Source organism: Peteryoungia wuzhouensis, assembly GCF_003205195.1.
Lineage (GTDB): Bacteria > Pseudomonadota > Alphaproteobacteria > Rhizobiales > Rhizobiaceae > Allorhizobium > Allorhizobium wuzhouense.
Map to the genome: position 1 here is coordinate 638,515 of NZ_QJRY01000001.1, position 23,341 is coordinate 661,855.

Below are 23,341 nucleotides of genomic sequence, written 5' to 3' on the forward strand. Positions count from 1 at the left end.
CCGGAAGGACGCAGCGTCAGTTCGCGACGGCGCCGATTTCACGATCCCAGCGCTCGAGCAGCGCCTTGCGCTTTTCCGGATCGCCATAGGTCTTGAAGTCGTAGTCGATCAGCTTGATGTCCTCGAACCGCGGCGCTTCCTTCGGAATTTCGGCGCTCTTGTTCGAGGGCAGCTGGAAGGACTTGGCATCCTTCATGCGAGACTGGACTTCCGGCTTCAAGGACCAGTCGTACCAGGTCTTGGCGTTCTCCATGTTGCGGGCGCCCTTGACGATCGACATGGAGCCGATCTCGTAGCCTGTCCCTTCGCAGGGGGCGATCGACTTGACGGGGAAGCCTTCGGCGGTCTGGGCGACGGCATCATGCATGAAGACGATGCCGAGGCCGGTCTCGCCGCGGGCGGCGGCCTTCACCGGTGCGGAACCGGACTTGGTGTATTGCGAGACGTTGGCATTGAGTGCCTTCAGATACTCGAAGGCTTTGTCTTCGCCCATGATCTGCACCAGCGAGGCAAGCGCCGTATAGGCGGTACCAGAGGAATTCGGGTTGGCGATCTGGATTTCGCCCTTCAGTTCCGGTGCCAGAAGGTCGGCCCAGCAGACCGGCTCCTTGTAACCCTTCTGCTTGAAGATATCGATGTTGTAACCCCAGCCGAGTGCACCGGCATAGACGCCAACGGTTCTGAAGCCTGAGCTTTCGGCCTGGTTCTTCGCCCAATCCTGCAACTGCTCCAGCATCGGCGATTTGTATTCTTCCGTCAGCCCCTCGGACGCGGCCTGAAGATGGGGGTCGCCGGTGCCTGCCCACCAAAGGTCAGTCTTCGGATTGCGGGCTTCGGCGCGGATCTTGGCATAAGCCTCGCCCGACGACATGCGCACCATGTTGACCTTGATATCATGGTCCTTCTCGAAGTCGCTCTTCATCTGCTCGCAGATGACGACGTCTGCCGCGCAGATGAGATTGAGGTCGCCGGCGGCGAGCGCCGAGCCTGCACCAAGGCTCGTCGTGGCGAGAAAAAGGGTGGAAAGCACTGTCAGTCGCATGGGTATCCTCCTGTTGATTGCGTCTGATGGATCGGGGAATCTGGACAAGCCTTCGGCGGCAGCGCCGGTGAGACGCAGTGTCAGGCAAGGTCCGGTCGTGAAAGATCAGTTCGTCGGGTTGATCTCGCTGTCGAAGCGGCTCAAGAGCCGACTTCGCTGTTCGGGTGAACCGAAGGTGGCGAAATCATAGTCCACCATCTTGATCATCGAGATGTCGGGAGCGGCTGTCGGCAGCATGGCTCTGGCGTTGGATGGCACCTGATTCTGGCCTGCCGCAGCGCCGGTTGCCTGTCCTTCGGGGCTCAGCGCAAAATCGACGAACCGACGCGCTTCCTCCAGATTGCGGCTGCCCTTGACGATGCTTACCGCTCCGATTTCATAGCCGGTGCCCTCGCAAGGCGCGACGATCACGAGAGGAGCTCCCGCCTCCTTCTGGGTGACGGCGTCGTGCATGAAAGAGATGCCGATGGTGATCTCTCCCCGGCCCGCGGCCTTGACCGGCTCGGCACCGGCCTTGGTGTATTCGGTGATATTCCGGCCGAGCTCCCGCATATAGGCAAAAGCCTCGTCTTCGCCGAGGAGCTGCACCAGTGTGACAAGGGTCGTGAACGCCGTGCCGGAGGAATGCGGATTACCGGACAGGATATGGCCGCGGTAGATCGGCTTGGCGAGATCCTTCCAGCAATTGGGCGCGGGCAACCCTGCAGCCGAGAGAAGCTCCTCGTTATACGCGAACCCGAGCGCGCCAGCATAGAGGCCGACCGACTTGCCGCCGGACAAAGAGAAGAAGTTTCGTGCCCACGGCAGGAGGTCCGCTTCGAGTTTCGGCCGGTAAGGCTCGAGCAACCCTTCATAGGCCGCCTGAAGATGCGTGACGCCAGTCCCTCCCCACCAGACATCAACTGTCGGCGCATTCTTTTCAGCCCGGACGCGGTCGAGGATTTCGCCGGTGCTCATGCGGGGCATGTTGACCTCGAGGCCGGTCTTTGCCTCATAGGTCTTCTCCATGGCGGCGCACCAGACTTCGTCAACGCCGCAGAGAATGTTCAGCGCGACAGCTGCCTGGGACCCCGTAGCCGTGGCGAAGGTCACGAGTACCCCTACTCCGATGGCGGTCAATAACTTCACTGCGTCCTCCCTTGGAACCTCCCCGTTCCAATGGAGGAAGCATGTCCGTATCGAGCAGGGCTGGCAACCGGAGAATGGTTACCGATCTTTCACGATGGTGAGCCCGTCAATTGCAGAGATTTCAATTATTACAATTGTGACTTTGGCGATAACCAGCAAGTCTTTGGTGATTTTGCCTTGCACGGTTATGATCCGGGCGGGAGGACTGCAACGTGTTGAACCAGAAGGTGAAAATTCTGATCGTCGAAGACGATCCGGATATGGCGGAGCTTATCTGTGACCTGATCGAGGCAGAGGGCTGGATACCGGTAACAGCCGTCTCGGCAGAATCGGCGCAGGAGCGCTTGCAGCATGAGACGGTTCAACTGGTTCTGGTCGACCACAATCTGCCGGGGCTCTCGGGACGGGCCTTCGCGCAGCGTTTGAGGGCGCAGACCGATGTCGGCATCGTCATGGTGACGGCTGCAGGGAGCGCGACCGATCGGGTGCTGGGGCTGGAGACGGCGGCCGACGACTATGTGGTCAAACCGTTCGAACCGAACGAACTCACCGCACGGATCAAGGCGGTTCTCCGACGCACCCACCCGCAGCTGCGCCACGACAGGGAGAGCGAGCGCGAACAGACGCCGACGGCGCTCAGGCTCGGCGAATGGGCCGTGGATCTCGCGCAGCGACGTGCCGTCTGCCTGGCCGATCCGACGAAGACGCTGACGGCAGCCGAATTCGCCTTGCTGGAAATCCTTGCGGAAACCCCGAACACGCCTGTCAGCCGCGCCCAAATTCTCGACCGGATGGGGGCCGACTCCGACCGTTTCGTCGATCGCAACGTCGATGTTCTGGTGCTGCGGCTGAGACGCAAGATCGAGCGAAACCCGGACCTTCCCAGCCATATCCAGACCCGACGAGGCAAGGGATATGTGCTGCACACCGACGATGCTGGATCGTTGCCGTGATCAACCGCGCGTTCCTCTCTTCCATTGCCTTTCGATTGCCCTTCGCAATCGCCTTCATCTGCGTCTCCGTCCTGCTCCTCTCTACGGTCGCCATCTATGGTTTGCAGAGAGCACGCAGCGAAATGTCGGCCTACAGCGTCCAGGCCTTTTCGAGCCTCGCGAAAGCCTCGCTCGTGTCGAGACAAGTCTCCGATCTCGTTTCCAGCGCACCGTTCCTGATGAATGCCACGTCTCCCTACCGTGTTTCGAGCGAAAGCCGCGCCGTCGTTGCGCAGGTGGAGACACTGCTGGAGACAATGGCACCGGATCAGCAGGGCGGGGCCATGCAAGGCGCTGGTGCACGCAGGATCATCGAACTCCTGGAAGATATCGAGGCGCAGACATTGGCCCTTGCGGCCAATGCTGATGCCGCCCAAGAACACAAGGCGGAAGCGGCCGTCGCGCTCGGCGAAATAGCCACGGCGCGCGCGATCCAGGATCAGGATCTTCGGCAGCGCCTGAATGGCATCGCGCAATCTGCATCGACATCGGACAGTCTCTTTCAGCTTGGCGAACTCCAACGCCGCTTCGTCGCCGAGACGACTGTGCGAATGCTGGTGCCAGGCCCCAACCTGCGGGTTTCTCCCGAACAGCTCGATCCATATCGAAGGATCTTCGAGGCACAGACACGTTACCTCTTGGAGATGTTCACCATCCGCGCTTCCGTCTCGCGCCTGCACACCGTGTCGCGCGACCTCTCACATGCAACAGAAACCCAGAGCGCCTTGGTTGCCAGCGCGCTCAATCAGAATCTCGAAGCCACCTCAAGCGCGCTGCGCCAGTTGCTTGTCATGATCGCGCTTGCGACCTTCGTCGTCGTCATCTTGGCGGTTCTATCCATCCGTTCCGTCATGCGCGTCTCCCACGGCATTGGCGACCTCTCGCGCGGCATGAATGCTCTGGCGCGCGGAGAGGAAAATGTAGGGCCGCCGGTCTATGGGGGGACTGAAACGGAACTGATCCGTTTGCTCGACGCCTTCCGCGCTTTCAAGGAGAGCGTAGATCGTGTGTCCCGCCTCAGACGCACGGCCGAAGCGGCTGCACGGACAATCCGGTCGACGTTCCGGACGATGAACGAAGGCATCGCCCTCTTCGATCCCGCAGGCCGACCGATCACCATGAACCGCCGCATCATCGAATTGATGCGGCAGACAGGATCGTCTCGAAAAATGTCGCTGCGCCGTTTCGTCGGAACAGTTCCGGAGATCGATCCTCTGATCATGCCAACGGAAAACGAGAGGGGCTCGCTTGTTGAGCGTCAGGTGCTGCGGCACCGGTTTGTCGACGACCAGGTGGTCGAGATATCTGCATCACGGCAACCCGACGGCGGTGTGGTCCTGCTTGCCCGTGACGTGACGGCCATGGATCGCCAGGAGATGGAAGCGGCCCGCGCCCAGCGCCTGGACGTGGTGATGCGCATGACGCATCAGGTCAGCCACGAGGTCGGCAACATGATCGGCATCATCACCGGCAGCCTGGGTTTGCTTGAGCGCGAACCTGGTTTCACAGAACGGCAGAAGCGCCACCTCGGGCGGATCCGCAAGGCCGCAGAGCGTGGGCGGGCGCTCGCCTCCAGCATGCTGTCCGTCGGCAGCCAGCAGCAGATTCGCCCGGCATCGATCGAGGTTGCGACGATTCTTCAAGGCATGGCTGATGTCCTGGAAATGGCGATAGGCGCCCGCAATCGACTGGACCTTTACCTTGCAGCCAGTCTGCCAACCGTCAGCCTCGATCCTGCGCTGCTGGAGCAATCGATACTCAACCTTTGCCTCAACGCATCGGCGGCCATGCCGGACGGCGGAGTGGTGCGCGTTGAGGCGCGCGGGGAGGCCGACACGGTGACCATTGCTGTGATCGACCACGGTGTCGGCATGTCGCCTGAGGTCCTTGACCAGGCGATGGAACCCTATTTCACCACACGGTCGAAAACCGGAGGGTCCGGCCTCGGGCTCGCGATGGTCTACGGGTTCGTCCGCCAGTCTGGCGGCGAAGTCAGGATCACCTCCAGGCTGGGGGAAGGAACGCGCGTGGAGCTTTGTTTCCCTGCGGTGGAAGCTGCATATGAGGCCGCAACGGGCTGAACGGGGGCGGATCCGAGCGAACTTTCGAACGCCTGTCGCCCGCGCCATTCAACTCAGCATCACACAAATTGCACAACCACCAGCGGGCATCATTGCCGCTGACTTCCGGCCCGGACTGGCGATCTTCGCCATGGCCCTGTTCGTGGACGACAAGGACGATTGGCGAAGATCTTCAAACGGAGAGCTGGCGCGACGCCGGCCATCTGCGACCGGCGCAGGCAGCACTCGGCATCCCATGCCCGAGATGTCGTCCGGCCTTTTGTCTGTTTTGGCCGAAGATTCCGGAAGCCTCACCGTGTTGCGAACGCTGGGCGCATCACGACATGATCAGTCCGCCATCGACATTGATGGTCTGCCCGGTGATGTAGGCTGCATCGGACGAGGCCAGGAAGGCAACGAGAGCTGCGACTTCGGCGGGCGTCCCGGCGCGGCCCATCGGGATGCCTTCGACCCATTCGGCCATCAGCTCACCTGGGCCATAGTCACCCAGCATCTTGCCCCAGACGCGGTCGTTGTAGTCCCACATTTCGGTGTGGATGATGCCCGGGCAAATGGCGTTGACCGTGATGCCTTCCTTGGCAAGTTCCTTGGCAAGGCTCTGGGTCAGGCCGACGACGCCGAATTTGGATGCCGCATAGTGGGGCGTATAGACGAAGCCCTGGCGGGCCTGGCCGGATGCCGTGTTGATCAGGCGCCCCTTCGTGCCACTGGCCCGGAACCGCGCGATTGCCTCCTGGCAGCACAGGAAGACGCCCTTCGTGTTGACGTCGAGATTCAGATCCCATTCGCGCTCGCTCAGATCCTCGACCTTGGCGATGGTGATGACGCCGGCATTCTGGACAGAGACGCTGAGCGGACCGAGGCGCGCTTCGGCCTCCCTGTAAGCCTCGCGGACGGCGGAGGCGTTCGTGACGTCGAGCTGTAGCCCGAGCACGTCTGCACCCGTATCCTCAGCGAGCCGCCGGCCCACCTCGCCGGTATCGGCCTCGATTGCGGCAATCGCAACCTTGGCTCCCTCTTCGGCGAAACGGCGGGCAATCCCGAGGCCGATCCCCTTGTTGCCGCCCGTGACGAATACGGTCTGTCCGGAAAAACGCTGCATGGTCTACTCCTCCAATAGGCAGCCGATCCGACAGTCCGCTCCGCAATGGAGATCAGGCCGTCAGTCGCGCCGCGGTAAATTTGTCCGTGACGAGCACGTCGATGATGCCCATCCTGAGAGCGCCGGCGATGGCCTCCGTCTTCGATTCGCCACCCGCAAGTGCAATCACCCGGTCCGCCTTGCGCAGATCCTCGAGCGAAATTCCAATGACGCGCTCGTTGAGCGGGGTTTCCACCGGCTTGCCGTCTCGATCGTAGAAGCGGAACGAGATTTCGCCGACGGCCCCCGCATCATGCAGCATCGCCATTTCCTGGCGCGAGAAAACGTTGCCGGAGCGGGCCAGGAGTTCGGACGGTTCGACCGCGCCGATACCGATGATCGCGAGCGTCAGGCGGCCAAAGAGATCCATGGTGCCACGGACCACGGGGTCTGCGAGCATCACGAGCTTGGCTTCGCGTGAGGAGGTGATGCCCTGGACGAGCAGCAGGCGCGGCTCGCCGCCGGTCAGCTTGGCCAGTCGCGCGGTCAGCTGGGTGGCATGTGTCTGCACCGAAGCCTCGCCCATGCCGCCCAGGATCTGCACGATGTATTTGGCGCGGCCGGTCTTCAGCGGATGAATGTTGTCGACCATGCGCAGGAGCGTCTGGCTCCAGCTGGACACACCGATGATCTCGTCCTGCTGCAGGGTGACTTCGACGAAATGGGCCGCCGCTTCGCCGATGCGCGCCATGATCGCGCCGTCGCGATCTTCCGAACAGTCGATGACGATCGCCTCGGTCAGGCCGTAACGTTCGCGAAGTGCGGTTTCGAGATCGGCGAAGGTCCCCGGCGGCGGAATGATCGTGGTGCGCACGATCCCCTCCATCTCGGCGCGTTTCAACATCCGGGACACGGTGGCCTGCGACATGTGCATGATCTCGGCGATCTCTGCCTGGCGCTTGCCCTCCGCGTGGTACATCTGCGCGACGCGGGCGATAAGTCGAAGCTCGTTGAGGCGTCCCATGGTCCCTCCGGTGGGTGAATTTTTATTCACCCATAGATGAAGTCACGGGAACGGTCGAGCGGAAGATTGCGTCCTGCCATGTGGCGAGACGCGACGCGGTATCGGACGAGCCGGGTTTCAAAACTGCGGTCTTACGCGGCAGGGCCCGGATGGCCTCCAGATCCGGCCACAGGCCAAGCGTCAGGCCGGCGAGATAGGCGGCACCGAGGGCCGAGGCTTCTGCCGCGTCGCACTGGATGACAGGATGCGCAAGCATGTCGGCCACACACTGCATCAGGAACGCGTTCTTGCTCGGGCCACCGTCGACGAAGAGCCGGCCGAGCGAGGTCGGCGACTGGGCGGCCATGGCCTTGAACACGTCGTGTACCTGGAAGGCAATCGAATCCGTGACGGCCCGGGCCATCTGTGCCCGCGTCGTGTTGAAGGTGATACCCGAGAAAAGCGCGCGCGCATCCGCCTGCCAATAGGGCGCGCCGAGGCCGACGAAAGCCGGGACGAAGCCGGGACCTTGCGGCTCGGCTGTCTCGGCGAGATCGATCAGGGCCTGGACGTCGGGCAGGCCGAGGATGTCCACCATCCAGGGCAGCGAGGCGGCGGAGACGAGGATATTGCCCTCGAAGGCATAGGTCGGTTTCCCACCGAGCGACCAGGCGATCGTCGTTGTGATGCCGTTTTGCGGCGCGATGAAATGCGGCAGGGTCGTCATGATCGACGAACCGGTCCCGAAGGTGACCTTGCCGTCGCCGGGAGCAAAGGCACCGTGGCCGAAGAGAGCCGCGTGGCTGTCGCCAATCGCGGCCGCTATCGGGATGCCGTCGGGCAAGCCGGGCACACCCAGCGTCTCTCCGAAGCGGGAGGCACTGTCGCGGACCTCGGGGAGAAAGGCCTTCGGCACGCCGAAGAGATCGCAGAGTTCGTCGCTCCAAGCCCTGGCATTCAGATCGAGAAGCTGGCTTCGTGCGGCGTTTGAGGCGTCGCAGGCATGCACCTTGCCGCCGGTGAAGCAATGAATGAGCCAGGAATCGATCGTGCCGAGGCGCAGCGGACGGCCGGACGGCGCACGGTCGAGCAGCCATTTCATCTTGGGTCCGGGGAACATCGGATCGATGGGCAGACCCGTCAATGCCTCGACCCTGCCGGAGTGACCTGATGCATTGAGCTCGGCGCAGACCGGCGCGCTACGACGGCATTGCCAGCTGACGACGGGTCCGAGCGGTTCTCCGGTCTCGCCATCCCAGATCGTCACGGATTCACGCTGGTTTGATATGGCGATCGCGGCCATGGTCACGGTCGGTGCGGCGGCCAGGCATGCTGCGATCGCCTCCAGCACGGACTGCCAGACACGCCTGGGATCCTGCTCGACCCAGCCCGGCTGCGGGTGCGAAATGCCGACGGGTGACGAGCCACGGGCAAGGATCTCGCCGTCGGCCGAGACAAGCACGGCCTTCGAATTCGTGGTTCCCTGGTCGATGGCGAGGATGGCGGTGGTCATGTCGGCTCCGGATGCTGAAAGATGCCGCCGCGACGTGATCGGCGGCATCCAGACGTGGGTTCTACAGCCGTTAGCCGCGGCCGCTCTTGCGCGCCAGCAGTTCCTCTGCCGCATTCGCCATGGCCTCCGGTGCCATGCCGAATTCGTCGAGCAGGAACTCGGCCGAGCCTGTTGGCGCGAAGATACCGGGCACACCGAGGATCTTCATCGGCACGGGCGCTTCCGCGACGACGACTTCGGCCACAGCGGAGCCAAGACCACCATAGACCGAATGCTCTTCGGCCGTCAGGATTGCACCTGTGTCACGTGCGGCGGCCACGATGCTGTCCACATCGATGGGACGCACGGTCGCCATGTTGAGGACGCGTGCTTCGATGCCGCGAGCAGACAGGATGGCAGCCGCCTTCATGGCGCGATGCGTCAAGGTGCCGTTGGCGATCAGCGTCACGGCATCGCCGTCGCGCAGGAGGTTCGCCTTGCCCGGTTCGAAGACATGGCCCGATGGCAGCAGGTCCGGCACGCCGACGCGCGACAGGCGGAGGAATACAGGGCCTTCGTAGCGCGCGGCCCATTCGACCGCGGCAGCCGTTTCAATGGAGTCGCAGGGTGCAATCACCGGCAGGTTGGGCAGCACCCGCATCCAGGCAAAATCCTCGATCGAGTGATGGGTCGGGCCGAGCTCGCCATAGGCCATGCCCGAGGAGATGCCGACGAGCTTCACATTGGCGTTCGAATAGGCGATGTCGGCCTTGACCTGTTCGAGCGAACGCCCGGTCAGGAAGCAGGATGCGCCGCAGACGAAGGGCAAGAGGCCGCCATTAGCGAGGCCGGCACCGACGCCGACCATGTTCTGTTCGGCAATGCCGACATTCACCAGACGGTCCGGCCATTTGGACTTGAAGCCGCCGAGCTTGGAGGAGCCGACGGAGTCGTTGCAGACGGCGACGATCTTGGAATTTTCGGCGCCGAGGCGCTCAAGCACCGAGACGAAGGCGTCGCGGCAGTCATGCAATTTTTCGCTCATGGTCACGGCATTCATCACAGCACCTCCGAGAGTTCGGCCAGGGCGATCTTGTATTGTTCGGCATTCGGCACCTTGTGATGCCAATCCACCTTGTCCTGCATGAAGGAAATGCCATGGCCCTTGTTGGTGTGGGCGACGATGCAATGGGGGCGATCGGAACGATGCTGCAGGGCCGGAACGATTTCGGCCATGACGTTGCCGTTGATCTCCGTGACATCCCAGCCGAAGGCCTTCAGCTTGGAGCCGAAGGGCGCCAGGTTGTTCGTATCGCTGAGCGCCGCACCCTGCTGGAACCGGTTGTGATCGATGATCAGGGTCAGGTTGCCGAGACCAAACTGGGCGGCCGATGAAATCGCTTCCCAGTTGGAGCCTTCCTGCATCTCGCCGTCACCGGTGAGCACATAGGTGTGATAGGCGGCACCGGTCAACTTCGCAGCCTTCGCCATGCCAACCGAAACGGGCAGACCATGGCCGAGAGGTCCCGTGTTGGTTTCAACACCGGGGACCTTGTTGCAGTTCGGATGCCCGTTGAGGCGCGAATGGGGCTTCAGGAAGGTGGAGATCTCCTCTTCCGGGAAGAAGCCACGCTTGGCCAGCGTCACGTAGAAGGCCAGAGCCACATGGCCCTTCGACAGCACGAAACGGTCGCGTTCGGGATGCTTCGGCTGATCGGGCCAGATCCTCAGAACCTGAAAATACAGCGCCGTCAGGATGTCGATCGCCGACATCTCGCCACCAATGTGGCCAGCGCCCGCTTCGTAAACCGCCTGTACATCGCGAAGGCGTATCTGCCTCGCAATGCGGTCGAGATCATTCGGCTGCATGGAAACCTCGTTGTGAATAAATATACCGTCACTTATATAATTGCACGAGCGAAGCATGTGTCAAGCCATCTGTCGGGAATTAAATCTATCCGATGCGGCTATCTCGGCAGTTGACAGCCCCCAGAAGCCTGCGGTACGAATTTACACACAGCAATGAATATTTATGCCAACTCGACAGAGATGGTCAGAATGGGAGGATTGGATGTCGGTTTCTGCGACAGACCAGGAGCGAAGTGCGGGAGCGAGCGCTTTGTCGGCTTTGAAGGGGACGACCGGTCCATTGATCGGGCTCATCCTCCTGTGCATCTTCCTTTCGTTTGCCACCGACAAATTCATGTCGGCGCGCAACCTGCTCAACATTCTCGACCAGATCACGGTCCTCGGGATCATGGCGGTCGGCATGACGATGGTGATCCTGATCGGCGGGATTGATCTTGCCGTCGGCTCTGTGCTGGCGCTCACGATGATGGTGATGGGCTATCTGGCCAATCAGGTGGGTCTGCCGCTGCCGGTTGGCATCCTGCTCGCGCTATGCGTTGCGGCCGCGACAGGTGCGATCTCCGGCCTGCTGATCACGGCGCTCGGCGTGCCCGCCTTCATTGCCACGCTTGCGATGATGTCGGTCGCGCGTGGCCTTGCGAACATGATCACGGACGGCCAGCAGATCGTCGGGTTCCCCTCCTGGTTCAGCCTGCTCGCCTACACACGCTTCGGCGGGTTCCTGACGCTCACGGTGGCGGTCATGCTCGTGGTCTTCGTGCTCGGCTGGATCTATCTGCGCTACACCTCCGGCGGCCGCACGCTCTATGCAATCGGTGGCAACCAGGAGGTTGCCCGTCTCGCCGGGATCCAGGTCAATCTCTACACGGTCGGCGTCTATGTCATGTCCGGCCTGCTCGCCGGTCTTGCCGGCGTCGTGCTCGCCATGCGGCTGGACTCGGTCCAGCCGACCGCCGGTGTCTCCTATGAACTCGACACGATTGCGGCCGTCGTCATCGGCGGGACGAGTCTCAGCGGTGGCAAGGGCGGCATTCTCGGAACCATCATCGGCGTCCTCATCATCGGCGTCTTGCGCAACGGGTTGAACCTTCTCGGTGTCTCGCCCTTCACGCAGGCCGTCGTCATCGGCGTCGTCATCGCACTCGCAGTCGCCGCCGAAGCCATCAAACGGAAGTGACGCTTCGGGAGCGGATCAGTTTGGCGGCCTAGCCGCCAGTTCACCGCCGGGCGAATGCCAGGCAAAACTTCGGTCCTGCGATGGTAGCGGGGTCCCGAAACAACGGAGGAGATCTACCATGAAATTCAAGAGCATGCTTCTGGTCGCAGCAGCCCTGGCGACGACTGCCCTCAATCCGCTCGGCGCATCCGCCGAAGAAGTGAAGAAGATCGGGCTCGCCGTCTCGAACCTGCAGGCCGACTACTTCAACCAGATCAAGATCGGCGTCGAAGCCTATGCCAAGGAGAAGGGCATCGAGGTCATCACCGTCGACGCCAAGAACGACAGCGCGACCCAGGTCAGCCAGGTTCAGGACCTCCTGACGCAGGATATCGACGCCTTCATCTATATCCCGGCCGGTGCGGCCGCTGCCGCCGTTCCGACGCGTCTTGCCAAGGAAGCCGGCATTCCGGTGGTCAACGTCGACCGCAACGCCGACGAGGCTCCCGGTGATACCTTCATCGCCACCGACAATGCGACTTCGGCCTACGAAGTCTGCAAGCACATCATCGGCCTTGCCGGCGGCAAGGGCAAGATGATCATGATCCACGGCCAGAAGGGCACGACCCCGGAAGTCGAGCGCACTAAGGGCTGCATGAAGGCGATCGGTGAAAATTCCGGCGTCGAACTGGTCGCAGAACAGTGGAGCGAGCAGTGGTCGCAGGCCGAAGGCCTGAACATCGGCCAGAACCTGCTGCAGGCAAACCCTGATGTTTCGCTGATCTTCGCCCAGGCTGATGGTCTGGCCCTCGGCGCCGCTCAGGCGGTCAAGGTCTCCGGCGTTTCGCAGCGCGTTTACGTCGGCGGCTTCGACGGCGACACGACCGCGCTGCCGATCCTCGCAGAAGGCGGCTTCGACGCCACCGCAACCCAGCAGGTTCGCGGCATCGGCCGTCTGGCCGTGGACAGCGCGATCAAGCTTGCTGCCGGCGAAAAGCTCCCGGCCGAACAGCTGCTTCCGGGCTTCCTGACGACGCCGGAGAATGCTGCGAAGTTCGTCGCCGAGCATCCCTGATCCCATCCGGAAGACAGCGCCATGACTGCCAATGACCTCCCTCCCATCCTCTCGCTCCGGCAGATCCGCAAGGTCTACGGATCGCTCGAGGTCCTGCACGGCATCGACCTTGATGTGAGAGCGGGTGAAGTCGTGGCGCTGCTGGGTGAAAACGGCGCCGGGAAATCGACCCTGTCCAGGATCATTTCCGGCGCCGTGCAGCAGACCTCCGGCACCATGACATGGCTCGGCGAACCTTACGCGCCGGCCACCCCACGCGACGCCATGGACGCAGGCGTCGGGATGATCCATCAGGAGCTGAAGCTTCTGCCGCAATTGTCGATCGCCGAGAATGTCTTCGTCGGCCGCTATCTCAAGAAGGGTGGGCGCATCGATCGGCAGGCCATGGAAGAGCGCGCCTATGCCGGCCTGCAGAGGCTCGGTCTCGACGTCTCCCCTCGCCGACTGGTCGAAGGTCTTTCGACTGCCAAACAGCAGCTGATCGAAATCGCCAAGGCGATGACGCTGAATGCGCGACTGCTGATCCTCGACGAACCGACGGCAGCGCTGGGTGGCGAGGAAACACAGCTCCTGTTCCGGCAGATCGAGAGGCTGAAGGCCGATGGCGTCGGCATCATCTACATCTCCCACCGTCTGGAGGAAATCCGCCAGATCGCCGACCGTATCGTGGTCATGCGCGACGGCGCCAAGGTGCAGGAATTCGACAGTGGCGACGTGCCGGTCCGCACGATCGTCGAGGCCATGGTCGGCCGCTCGCTCGACCGCATGTTCCCTGCCGTCCCTGTGCCGGCCGACGCGGTGATGCTCGAAGTCCGCGGGCTTTCCTCGCCATCGGGCACGTTCCGGAACATCGATTTCGCGGTGAAGCGCGGCGAAGTGTTCGGGATTGCGGGCCTCGTGGGTGCAGGCCGCACCGAACTCGTGCGGGCGATCACCGGCGCGGACCCCATCGCTTCCGGCGACGTGGTGCTCGACGGCAAGGTGATCACGCCGCGCTCTCCCCGGGATGCGATCCGCAACGGGGTGGTTCTCGTGCCGGAAGACCGGAAGCTGCAGGGCCTCGTCCTCGAGCATTCGATCACGGAAAACATCGGCTACGCCAACTTCGACGCCGTTTCGAAGACCGGATGGATCACATCGAAACGTCTCCGGGCGTTTGCCGACAACTCCATCAAGAAATTCGGTGTCAAAGGCCGCGGCGAGCAGAATGCCGGCGAGCTTTCGGGCGGCAACCAGCAGAAGGTGGTTCTCGCCAAGTGGCTGGCACGCAACCCGAAGGTCGTGGTGCTCGACGAGCCGACTCGCGGCATCGATGTCGGCGCGCGCTCGTCGATCTACGACACCATCATGGACCTCGCCCGCCAGGGCATCGCCGTCATTGTCGTCAGTTCCGATCTGGAAGAGGTGCTCGGCGTCTCCAACCGGATCATGGTGATGGCGCAGGGAAAACAGGCCGGGATCCTCGACCGCGCCGATGCGAACGACGTGTCGGTCATGGAACTCGCCACCATCTGATTTCTAGGAGAACGACCCATGTCGGACATGACTTTGAACGCCCCGAAACTCTTCGATCTCTCGGGCAATGTTGCCCTGGTGACCGGGGCCGGCAGCGGCATCGGCCAGCGGATCGCGATCGGGCTTGCTCAGTGCGGAGCGGATGTCGCACTTCTCGACCGGCGCACCGATGACGGACTGGCGACGACCGCGCGGCACGTGCAGGCGGCCGGACGCCGCAGCATCGAAATTGCCGCAGACGTCACCCAGTCCTCTGCTCTGAACGACGCGGTCGCGCGGACAGAGGCCGAACTCGGGCCGCTGACGCTCGCCGTCAACGCCGCCGGCATCGCCAATGCCAATCCGGCGGAGGAGATGGAGGAAAGCCAGTTCCAGACGATGATGGACATCAATCTGAAGGGTGTCTTCCTCTCCTGCCAGGCGGAAGCGCGTGCCATGCTGAAGAACGGCCGTGGCTCGATCGTCAACATCGCCTCGATGTCGGGCGTGATCGTCAATCGTGGTCTGAACCAGTGCCACTACAACGCCTCCAAGGCCGGCGTCATCCACATGACGAAGTCCATGGCGATGGAGTGGGTCGGACGCGGCATTCGGGTGAACACGATCAGCCCCGGCTACACGGCAACGCCGATGAACACGCGGCCTGAAATGGTGCATCAGACGAAACTGTTCGAGGAGCAGACGCCGATGCAACGCATGGCAAATGTCGATGAAATGGTCGGCCCGGCTGTCTTTCTGCTTTCCGGCGCCTCCAGCTTCGTCACGGGCGTCGACCTTTTGGTCGATGGCGGCTTCTGCTGCTGGTGACCATCCATCGATACTAGGCCTCCCAAGCCTGCACGGTGCGCGAGCACCGTGCTTTTTTGTTTCGCGACGCCCTCTGATCACCGGGCGACAAGATTGCCAATTTTGCCGCCGTTGCGCAGTTTGGGCTTGAAAAGCGGGCGTCCGATCCCCTACCTTAGACGGGTTCTCAGGGCGGGGTGAAATTCCCCACCGGCGGTATCCGGCTTTGCCGGGAGCCCGCGAGCGCTTTCACCTCGGTGAAAGGCAGCAGATCCGGTGCGATGCCGGAGCCGACGGTTAGAGTCCGGATGAAAGAGAGCATCGGCTGTTGCGGCTCCCCGCCTGGGGAGGCGTGTCTGCTGTGTTCGCCCAAGGGATGGATGGCGACCGCGAGGTCGTTTTTTGACCGCAGATGCGGTTACCCTTGAAAGGCAATGGAATGACACTTTCGAAAATTGAAGACGCATTGGAGACCCTCGCGCGTGGGGGCATGGTCGTGGTCGTCGACGACGAGGACCGCGAGAACGAAGGCGACATCATCGTTGCCTCCGATCACGTGACGCCCGAAAGCATCGCCTTCATGATGAAGCATGCCCGGGGGCTGGTCTGCATCGCCATGGAAGGCGAAAGACTGGATGCACTCGACATCCCGCTGATGGTCCCGAACAATACCGAATATCTGAAAACGGCCTTCACCGTTTCGGTCGACTACATTCACGGAACAACGACGGGGATCTCTGCGGCCGATCGCGCGGCGACCGTGCGCGCCTTGATGGACGAGACTTCAAAGCCGGCGGACTTCGCACGACCGGGGCATATCTTCCCGTTGCGTGCCCATCCGGAGGGTGTCCTGGGCCGTCCAGGCCATACGGAAGCTGCCGTCGATCTGGCCCGCCTGATCGGCGCCAACCCCTCCGGCGTCATCTGCGAAGTCGCAAACGACGACGGCACCATGGCACGCCTGCCCGACCTGATCGAGTTCAGCAAGCTGCACGGACTGCCGTTGATCTCGATCGAGGATCTCATCCGTTACAGGGCGAGCGGCAGGGATGCGTCTCGCACTTCTGTTGCGGCCTGAACAGGTGTCCGCCGACGAGGTTCAGCCAAGTCGAGAGATCGATTGCTGGCTGCAACTCGTCGGCGGGCCGGCTCAGGCCTCGTTGCTTGCCACCTTCTGCCGCCCATGACGGCGGCCAAACCGTGCGACGACGACGTAGAAGACCGGGACGAACACCACGGCCAGAATCGTGCCGGAGATCATTCCGCCAAAGAGCCCGGTTCCAATGGCATTTTGGGTTTCGGAGCTTGCGCCTCTTGCGATCACCAAGGGTACCACGCCCAAGGTGAACGCGAGCGATGTCATCACGATGGGACGCAGGCGCAGTCTCGCCGCTTCGACGATGGCGTCGGCAAGGCTCTGGCCATCCATCTGGCGTTTGCGGGCAAATTCCACGATGAGGACTGCATTCTTCGCGGACAGGCCAATCAGCGTGATCAGGCCGACCTTGAAGAAGACATCGTTCTCAAGGCCTCGCAGATGAACCGCGATCACGGCACCGATGATGCCGAGCGGCACGACGAGCATGACCGCAAGCGGTACGGTCCAACTTTCGTAAAGGGCTGCCAGCACCAGGAAGACGACGAAGAAGGACAGGGCCATCAGCATTGGGGCCTGTGCGCCGGATTGGCGTTCCTGCAGCGACTGACCCGTCCATTCGACGGCGAAGCCCTCGGGAAGAGAGGCTGCCAGCCGCTCGATTTCATCCATCGCCTTACCGCTGGAGACGCCCTGTGCGGCGGAACCTGAGATGCTTGCCGAGAGGTAGCCGTTGTAGCGGGTGACCTGAAGCGGAATCGTCGACCACTCCGGCGTGACGATTTCCGACAGACGGACCATCCTGCCCGTCTCACCTCGGACGTGAAGTGCCAGGATGTCGTCGACCTGCATCCGGCTTGCCGGTTCCGCCTGGACGATGACCTGCTGCAGCCGTCCGTCGCGCGGGAAGTCGTTCACATAGGTCGAGCCCACGGCGCCGCTCAGCGTGTCGCTGATCGTGGAATAGGAGACGCCGAGCGCACTTGCCTTCTGGCGATCGACGTTCAGGGTGACGCTCGGACCACTGGGAAGGCCATCGACACGGACGTCGTTCAGCAAGCTGTTTGCCCCCGCCATCTGTGTCAACTGCTCGGCAGCCGCTGCCAATGCCTTCTCTCCATGATTGGAGCGATCCTGAAGCCTCAGCGAAAACCCTGATGTCGTCCCGAGTTCATCGATCGCCGGTGGCTTCAGACTGAAGATCTGGCCCTCACGCGCAGCGCCCATGGCTGACGACACCGCAGTCAGTTCCTCATCCACCGTGGTCTCGCGCTGGTGCCAGTCGGCCAGGGTCGTGAAAGACATGGCCGTGTTCGGCCCGGAGCCCGAAAAACCGAACCCCATGATGGTGAGATTGTTGGCAATATCCGGACGGCTGCGCACATGCTCCTCAAAGAGGTTCACCACCGCACGGGTGCGCTCCGCCGTCGCCTCGGCCGGCAAGGTGAAGGAGGTCATGAATGACCCCTGGTCTTCCTCCGGAACGAACGTGGTCGCCAAAGTGCTGTATCCGAAAGCGACTGCGCCGAGAATCGCCAGATAGACCAACATCGTTCGGCCGGTCTTTCGCACTAGGACAGCCACCCAGTCGGCATAGCCCAGTGTCAGCCGGTCGAAGCCGCGATTGAACGCTGCGAAGAAGCCCTTTCGCGAATGGTGATCCGGGCTGAGAGGCTTCAGCAGGCTTGCGCAGAGCGCTGGCGTCAGGGTCAGTGCCAGGAAGGCCGAAAACAGGATCGACACCGCCATCGAGACCGTGAACTGACGGTAGATCGCGCCGACTGAGCCAGATGCCAGCCCCATGGGAAGGAACACGGCGGTCAGGACGAGCGTGATGCCGATCACCGCGCCGCTGATCTCCCGCATGGCCTTGCGTGTCGCCTCTTTCGGCGACAGGCCTTCAGTGCTCATCAGCCTTTCCACATTCTCGACGACCACGATGGCATCGTCGACAATGATGCCGATCGCGAGGACCATGCCAAACATGGTCAAGGCATTGATCGAGTAACCGATCGCCAGCATCACGGAAAATGTGCCGAGCAGCGCGATCGGCGCGACGATGGCGGGAATGAGGGTGTAGCGAATGTTCTGCAGGAACAGCAGCATGATCAGAAAGACGAGGATCATGGCCTCGCCCAGGGTCTGTGCCACCTTCTGGATCGAAATCTTCACGAAAGGTGCGGTGTCATAGGAGATGGCATAGTCAAGTCCGGCCGGCATGGAGCGGGCAAGTTCGGCCAGACGCGCACGCACCCCGCTCGATGTGGTGACGGCGTTTGCACCGGGCGCCAGCTGAATGGCCGCCGCAGTCGCCGGCTTGCCGCCGTCGAGAATGGAAAAGCTCGACGCTTGTGACCCGATCTCGATCTTGGCGACATCGCCCAAGGTCAGGCGGGAGCCGTCCGGGCTCGACCGGAGAATGACCTGTGCGAACTCCTCAGGGGTCTGCAACTGACCTTTCACATTCAACGGCACGCTGACTTTTTGTCCGGGAACCGCCGGGGCATCGCCCACGCGTCCGGCCGCAACCTGAATGTTCTGCGCCTGGATCGCCTGTGTGACTTCGGAGAGCGAAATCGAATGATCCAGCAGCCGCGCGGGATCGATCCAGATACGCATCGCCGCTTCCGAACCGAAGGACTGGACACGCCCCACGCCAGAAATACGCTTGAGTTCCGGCGCGATGTTGCGAGCGAGGTAGTCGTCCAGCGACAGGGCATTGATCGCCCCGTCCTTCGACTTCAAGGACACGATCATCAGGAAGCCGGAGGATGCGGATTCAACACTCAGGCCGGCGCGGCGCACCTGTTCGGGCAAACGGGGTTCCACCGCCTTCAACTGGTTCTGAATATCCACCTGCGCCAGTTCCGGATCGGTTCCCGGCTTGAAGGTCACGGTTATGCTGGCCGATCCGGACGAGTCGGCGGACGAGTCGAAATAGAGGACATTCTTGACGCTGGAAATCTCGCGCTCGATCACGCTGGTGACGCTGTCGTTGATCACCTGGGGCGTGGCACCGGTATAGGTGGCGGTAATCGACACGCTGGGCGGCGCGATGACGGGGAACCGCGATACCGGAAGCTGTGGAATGGAAAAAAGCCCCGCGACCACGATCAAGATCGCGATGACCCAGGCGAAAACCGGTCTGTCGATAAAAAACTGCGGCATCGTCAATCCTCAGCTGTGCTCTTCGGGCGTGCTTTGCGATGGCGACGGCTCCAGGGGTTGCCCCTCCTGGACCCGGTCCTGACCCAGCACCACGACGGTCTCGCCTGCTGAAAGGCCGCTCTCGACGATGTATCTGCCATTGACCAGCGAGCCCAAGACGACCGTGCGCTTCACCCCGCTCTTGTCTGCACCGACAAGGATGAGCTGGGGCTGTCCGGCAAGGTCACGTGTGACCGCCTCCTGCGGCACGAGAAGCGCTGCGCTGTACACTTCGCGCGGAACCTGCGCACGAATGAACATGCCCGGAAGCAGCTGTCCTTCCGGATTGGGAACGAGGATCCTGATGCCGAGGCTACCCGTGGCCGCGTCGACGGAGATATCGGAGAACACGACTTTGCCGGGATGGCCGTGCGGTTTTCCGGTAATTGTCCTGATGATCACCGGCAGCACGTCCGGATCGCTGATCCCCACGCCTGACGCTGTCTCGCGCAACCGTTCCAGGGTCATGGCAGACTGGCGAACGTCCAGATAGACCTCATCGATCTGCTGGACCACGGCGAGAGGCGAGGTCGCGGACGAGGACGCGAGCCCGCCCTCGCTCATGAAAGACTGGCCGATGATGCCGCTGATCGGGCTGCGAATGGTTGCATAGGACAATTCAAGCTTTCGCCGCGCCAAATTGGCCTTCGCTTCGGCAACGCTTGCCTTGGCCTGCGCCAAAGCGGCTGTCGCATTGTTGAACGCTTCGTCGCTGGTGACCTTTTGCGCAGACAGCACTCGGGCCCGCTCAAACTTCAGGTTGGCGTTCAGCGCTTCGGCTTCCGTCCGGGCCAAGACAGCGGCCGCGGCATCGGCATCGGCCGAAAAGGGGGCCGTATCGATCTGGAAGAGCGGTGTGCCCGCCTGGACGAACGCGCCCTCGACAAAGAGCTTCTGCTGGATGATGCCGTTCACCTGCGAGCGGATTTCAGCCGTCCGCAAGGCGGACACGCGGCCTGGCAGTTCGTCGTAGACGGTCACGGCCTCCGGATGGACGGTGATGACGCTGACGCGCGCCGGCTCCGTATCGGCCTGCGCATTCGCCCCGGCATCCGACCTGTCACTACAGGCGCTCAGGAGCGCCAGTGGCAAGCACAGGATGCCGACACTCCAAAAACGAAATCTCCGCCGCATCGGTTTCCACCACCCATTTCTTCGAGAAGATGCCTAGACAGCCGTCCTCTAGAAGAGCTGCATTGGCGCTTTGTGGAGGTTTTGTTGCGATGGTGTGGAGGCGGCGCTTGCCCACTCGACCCTGCCCCGTTTCGATGGCATTGAATCCGCAAGGAGCTCGATGGTCATGGCAGAACTTGTGTTGATTGCAGAAGACGATCTGGAAATCGCCGGAATTCTCGAAGCCTATTTCACCCGTGAGGGATTCCGAACGGTGCATGCCCGAGACGGACATGTCGCGCTGGAACTCCACCGGTCACTCAAGCCGGATATCGTTCTCGCCGACATCACGATGCCGAGGCTGGATGGCTGGGAGCTTCTGGCCGAGATCCAGCGAAGGGGCCGCACCCCGGTCATCATGATCACCGCCCTCGATGAAGATGTCGATCGTTTGCAAGGTCTGCGGATCGGTGCCGACGACTATATCGTCAAGCCGTTCAATCCCATCGAGGTCGTGGCACGGGCAAAGGCCGTCCTGCGTCGCGCGGGCCTGAGCCAAGAAGGACCGATGATCCGGACCGGAGCTCTGTCGATTGATCTCGACAGCTATCAGGCAAAGATCGAAAAGGACGGGAAGACGATCCCCCTCTCCCTGACCCTGACCGAGTTCCGGCTTCTGGCGCATCTGGCGCGGACGCCCACCAAGGTCTTCTCACGAAGTGAACTCGTCGATGCGTGTCTGCCCGGTTCGGACGCGCTGGATCGAACCATCGACAGTCATCTCAGCAAGCTGCGCAAGAAACTCGACCAGGCGGGTGGCGAGGGACTGCTGGCAAGCATCAGAGGCGTCGGCTATCGCCTAGCGGTGGATCGTTGATGCTGAAGAGGGGGCTCAGCCGGCAAATTCTGCTCGCCATGTCGTTCATGACAGTGGCGGCCGGAGTGCTCGTCTTTTTCGGAACCTACCTCGCTTTCACGATCCTGTTCTACTTCTCGCCGTGGTCTGACGAGACCGACAGCTGGTTGACCGCATTCGACTTCATGGTTTTGTCCGGGCTGATCCTGGTTGCCCTCGTGGTTGCGGCATTCACATCCATCCGGCTCGCGCGCCGCATTCTTGCACCCCTGGAATCGCTGGCGATCAGCGCGAGGCGCATCAAGGATGGCGACTTGTCGGCCCGCGCCAATCCCGGCGACCACTCGCTGGGGGAGACCGCCCTTCTCGTCGAAGACTTCAATGCGATGGCCCAGCGGCTGCAGGACATGGCGGCCGATATGACGCTGTGGAACGCCACGATCGCCCATGAGCTGCGCACCCCGCTGACCATCCTCAAGGGCCGCCTGCAGGGGATGATCGACGGTCTCTTCGAACCCGATGAGCGATCCCTGAATGCGCTGGTCCTGCAGGTGGATTCGCTCGCGCGCCTGGTGGAAGACCTGCGCACAGTGACGCTGGCGGACAGCGGACACCTTGATCTTCGTATCGAACCGGTCCGCTTGAAGGACGAGATCGAGCGGTTGGCGAGGGTTATTGAACCCGAGCTTCAAGCAGAAGGCTTCGAGCTGCGGCTTCGGCTTGCCGATATCCATGTCCCTGTTGATGCGATGCGGATCCGGCAGGTCCTGCTGGCACTCATCACCAATGCCCGTCGCTACGCACGTCGCGGGGTCATAGAGGTGAGCCTGAAAGTCGAGCGGGACATGACGATATTGCAGGTGGCGGACGAAGGACCGGGACTCGACAGCGACCTTGCGTCTTCGGCTTTCGAACCATTCAGAAGAGGCAGTCAATCCGGCTCGCTGGAAAAGGGCGGAAACGGTCTCGGCCTGTCCGTGGTGCGGGCAATCGTCGAGGCGCATGGCGGCAAGGTCCGCTACGCACCCTCGGCAAAGGGCGGCGCGCTGTTCGAGATCTCGCTCGGAAAGCCGGCTGCCTGATCCCGAACGGCATAGACATGGGCCTTCCCTGCAGCCCGCTGCGTCCTGAGAGTGCCCCGGGCCGCTTCCACACGATCTCCACGAAGCTTCCACTCAGTCTCAATCGTCTCGCGCTATCGGCCTCGAGTACGATCGAGGACGGCGGAGTGTCTGCCGGCCCTCGATCATGTTCGACCTTACCTTGAAGAATGACGTGAGAAACAGATGTCCAGTTACAGTGTGAGCCTGACCACCGCCGATCCAAGCGATCTTACGGACTTCAAGCGAGAACTTCAGGACGCGTTTGCCATCGCCGTCATTGAGGAGTTCGAGGCTCTGCCGGACGGGCCCATTCCCTCCGACGAGGATCTGGACACATCATTCAACAGCCCGGGTGCCGAGGTGCTGCGCATCGTCTGCGACGGCCGGAAGGTCGGCGGCGCAGTGGTGACCATTGACGAGAAAACCCATCACAATTCGCTGGACCTGTTTTTCCTGAAAGTGGGCGAGCACGGACTTGGCCTGGGCCACAAGGCCTGGCTTGCCATCGAAGCACGTTATCCGCAGACCATCGTCTGGACGACGCATACGCCCTATTTCGAAAGACGAAACATCCACTTCTACGTCAACAAGTGCGGCTTCAAGATTACCGCCTTCTTCCATGCACACTACCCCGATCCGAACCATCCCGAACCGGATAATCTGCCAGACAGTGCGGGATTTCAGTTCGAAAAGGTCATGTGACGGCCACCGGCATTGAAAAGGCTGCCGGGGGAAGAGGCAGCCTG

Annotated in this window: 19 protein-coding genes and 1 riboswitch; of the genes, 10 read left to right on the forward strand and 9 right to left on the reverse strand. The window is 62.1% G+C overall.

The window, feature by feature from the left end:
- Positions 1-16: 16 nt before the first annotated feature.
- Together DMY87_RS03305 and DMY87_RS03310 are read right to left on the reverse strand one after the other, a co-directional pair.
- Positions 17-1,042, reverse strand: coding sequence for an ABC transporter substrate-binding protein (locus DMY87_RS03305; RefSeq protein ID WP_110789836.1), 1,026 nt, complete (start codon positions 1,040-1,042; stop codon positions 17-19).
- Between the two features lie 105 nt (positions 1,043-1,147).
- Entirely contained in the window at positions 1,148-2,134 is a 987-nt protein-coding gene (locus DMY87_RS03310; protein WP_165826156.1) for an ABC transporter substrate-binding protein, read from the reverse strand.
- A gap of 248 nt (positions 2,135-2,382) precedes the next feature.
- Between DMY87_RS03310 and DMY87_RS03315 the strand changes: the two genes are divergently transcribed.
- On the forward strand, positions 2,383-3,123 hold the full coding sequence (locus DMY87_RS03315; protein ID WP_110789837.1) for a response regulator transcription factor: 741 nt from the start codon (positions 2,383-2,385) through the stop codon (positions 3,121-3,123).
- On the forward strand, positions 3,120-5,243 hold the full coding sequence (locus DMY87_RS03320) for a sensor histidine kinase (protein ID WP_110789838.1): 2,124 nt from the start codon (positions 3,120-3,122) through the stop codon (positions 5,241-5,243). Before DMY87_RS03315 ends, DMY87_RS03320 begins: the two co-directional genes overlap by 4 nt.
- A 316-nt stretch (positions 5,244-5,559) precedes the next feature.
- On the opposite strand, the gene DMY87_RS03325 is transcribed toward DMY87_RS03320, so the two are convergent.
- The 5 genes from DMY87_RS03325 to DMY87_RS03345 all read right to left on the reverse strand — a co-directional run bounded on the left by DMY87_RS03325 (position 5,560) and on the right by DMY87_RS03345 (position 10,688).
- The gene (locus DMY87_RS03325; protein WP_110789839.1) at positions 5,560-6,345 is read right to left on the reverse strand and encodes an SDR family NAD(P)-dependent oxidoreductase; all 786 of its coding nucleotides are present in this window, start codon (positions 6,343-6,345) and stop codon (positions 5,560-5,562) included.
- 52 nt (positions 6,346-6,397) lie between these two features.
- Positions 6,398-7,348 (reverse strand): sugar-binding transcriptional regulator, encoded by a 951-nt coding sequence (locus DMY87_RS03330; protein WP_110789840.1) that lies wholly within the window; start codon positions 7,346-7,348, stop codon positions 6,398-6,400.
- 22 nt (positions 7,349-7,370) lie between these two features.
- A complete protein-coding gene (locus tag DMY87_RS03335; RefSeq protein WP_110789841.1) occupies positions 7,371-8,840 on the reverse strand; it encodes an FGGY family carbohydrate kinase in 1,470 nt (489 codons plus the stop codon).
- A gap of 70 nt (positions 8,841-8,910) precedes the next feature.
- The gene (locus DMY87_RS03340) at positions 8,911-9,879 is read right to left on the reverse strand and encodes a transketolase family protein (RefSeq protein ID WP_110789842.1); all 969 of its coding nucleotides are present in this window, start codon (positions 9,877-9,879) and stop codon (positions 8,911-8,913) included.
- Positions 9,879-10,688 (reverse strand): transketolase, encoded by an 810-nt coding sequence (locus tag DMY87_RS03345; RefSeq protein ID WP_165826131.1) that lies wholly within the window; start codon positions 10,686-10,688, stop codon positions 9,879-9,881. Before DMY87_RS03345 ends, DMY87_RS03340 begins: the two co-directional genes overlap by 1 nt.
- A 202-nt stretch (positions 10,689-10,890) precedes the next feature.
- Between DMY87_RS03345 and DMY87_RS03350 the strand changes: the two genes are divergently transcribed.
- From DMY87_RS03350 to ribB, 5 genes are all read left to right on the forward strand, one after another.
- A complete protein-coding gene (locus DMY87_RS03350) occupies positions 10,891-11,865 on the forward strand; it encodes an ABC transporter permease (protein WP_110789843.1) in 975 nt (324 codons plus the stop codon).
- A 118-nt stretch (positions 11,866-11,983) separates the two neighbouring features.
- Entirely contained in the window at positions 11,984-12,919 is a 936-nt protein-coding gene (locus DMY87_RS03355; protein ID WP_110789844.1) for a substrate-binding domain-containing protein, read from the forward strand.
- Positions 12,920-12,940: 21 nt separating this feature from the next.
- Positions 12,941-14,434: a sugar ABC transporter ATP-binding protein gene (locus tag DMY87_RS03360; protein WP_110789845.1), complete on the forward strand. Its 1,494-nt coding sequence runs from the start codon at positions 12,941-12,943 to the stop codon at positions 14,432-14,434.
- Positions 14,435-14,452: 18 nt separating this feature from the next.
- Positions 14,453-15,241, forward strand: coding sequence for an SDR family oxidoreductase (locus tag DMY87_RS03365; RefSeq protein WP_110789846.1), 789 nt, complete (start codon positions 14,453-14,455; stop codon positions 15,239-15,241).
- Positions 15,242-15,399: 158 nt separating this feature from the next.
- A riboswitch (FMN riboswitch) is annotated at positions 15,400-15,544 on the forward strand.
- Between the two features lie 115 nt (positions 15,545-15,659).
- Complete coding sequence (gene ribB / locus DMY87_RS03370; protein ID WP_110789847.1) at positions 15,660-16,298, forward strand: 3,4-dihydroxy-2-butanone-4-phosphate synthase; 639 nt, start codon at positions 15,660-15,662, stop codon at positions 16,296-16,298.
- 72 nt (positions 16,299-16,370) lie between these two features.
- On the opposite strand, the gene DMY87_RS03375 is transcribed toward ribB, so the two are convergent.
- Entirely contained in the window at positions 16,371-19,484 is a 3,114-nt protein-coding gene (locus tag DMY87_RS03375; RefSeq protein ID WP_110789848.1) for a multidrug efflux RND transporter permease subunit, read from the reverse strand.
- A 9-nt stretch (positions 19,485-19,493) separates the two neighbouring features.
- Positions 19,494-20,657, reverse strand: a complete 1,164-nt coding sequence (locus tag DMY87_RS03380; protein WP_110789849.1) for an efflux RND transporter periplasmic adaptor subunit — start codon at positions 20,655-20,657, stop codon at positions 19,494-19,496.
- A 166-nt stretch (positions 20,658-20,823) separates the two neighbouring features.
- Between DMY87_RS03380 and DMY87_RS03385 the strand changes: the two genes are divergently transcribed.
- From DMY87_RS03385 to DMY87_RS03395, 3 genes are all read left to right on the forward strand, one after another.
- Entirely contained in the window at positions 20,824-21,513 is a 690-nt protein-coding gene (locus DMY87_RS03385) for a response regulator (RefSeq protein WP_110790362.1), read from the forward strand.
- Entirely contained in the window at positions 21,513-22,574 is a 1,062-nt protein-coding gene (locus DMY87_RS03390) for an ATP-binding protein (RefSeq protein WP_205908136.1), read from the forward strand. Before DMY87_RS03385 ends, DMY87_RS03390 begins: the two co-directional genes overlap by 1 nt.
- A gap of 204 nt (positions 22,575-22,778) precedes the next feature.
- The gene (locus DMY87_RS03395) at positions 22,779-23,297 is read left to right on the forward strand and encodes a GNAT family N-acetyltransferase (RefSeq protein WP_110789851.1); all 519 of its coding nucleotides are present in this window, start codon (positions 22,779-22,781) and stop codon (positions 23,295-23,297) included.
- Positions 23,298-23,341: the final 44 nt, after the last annotated feature.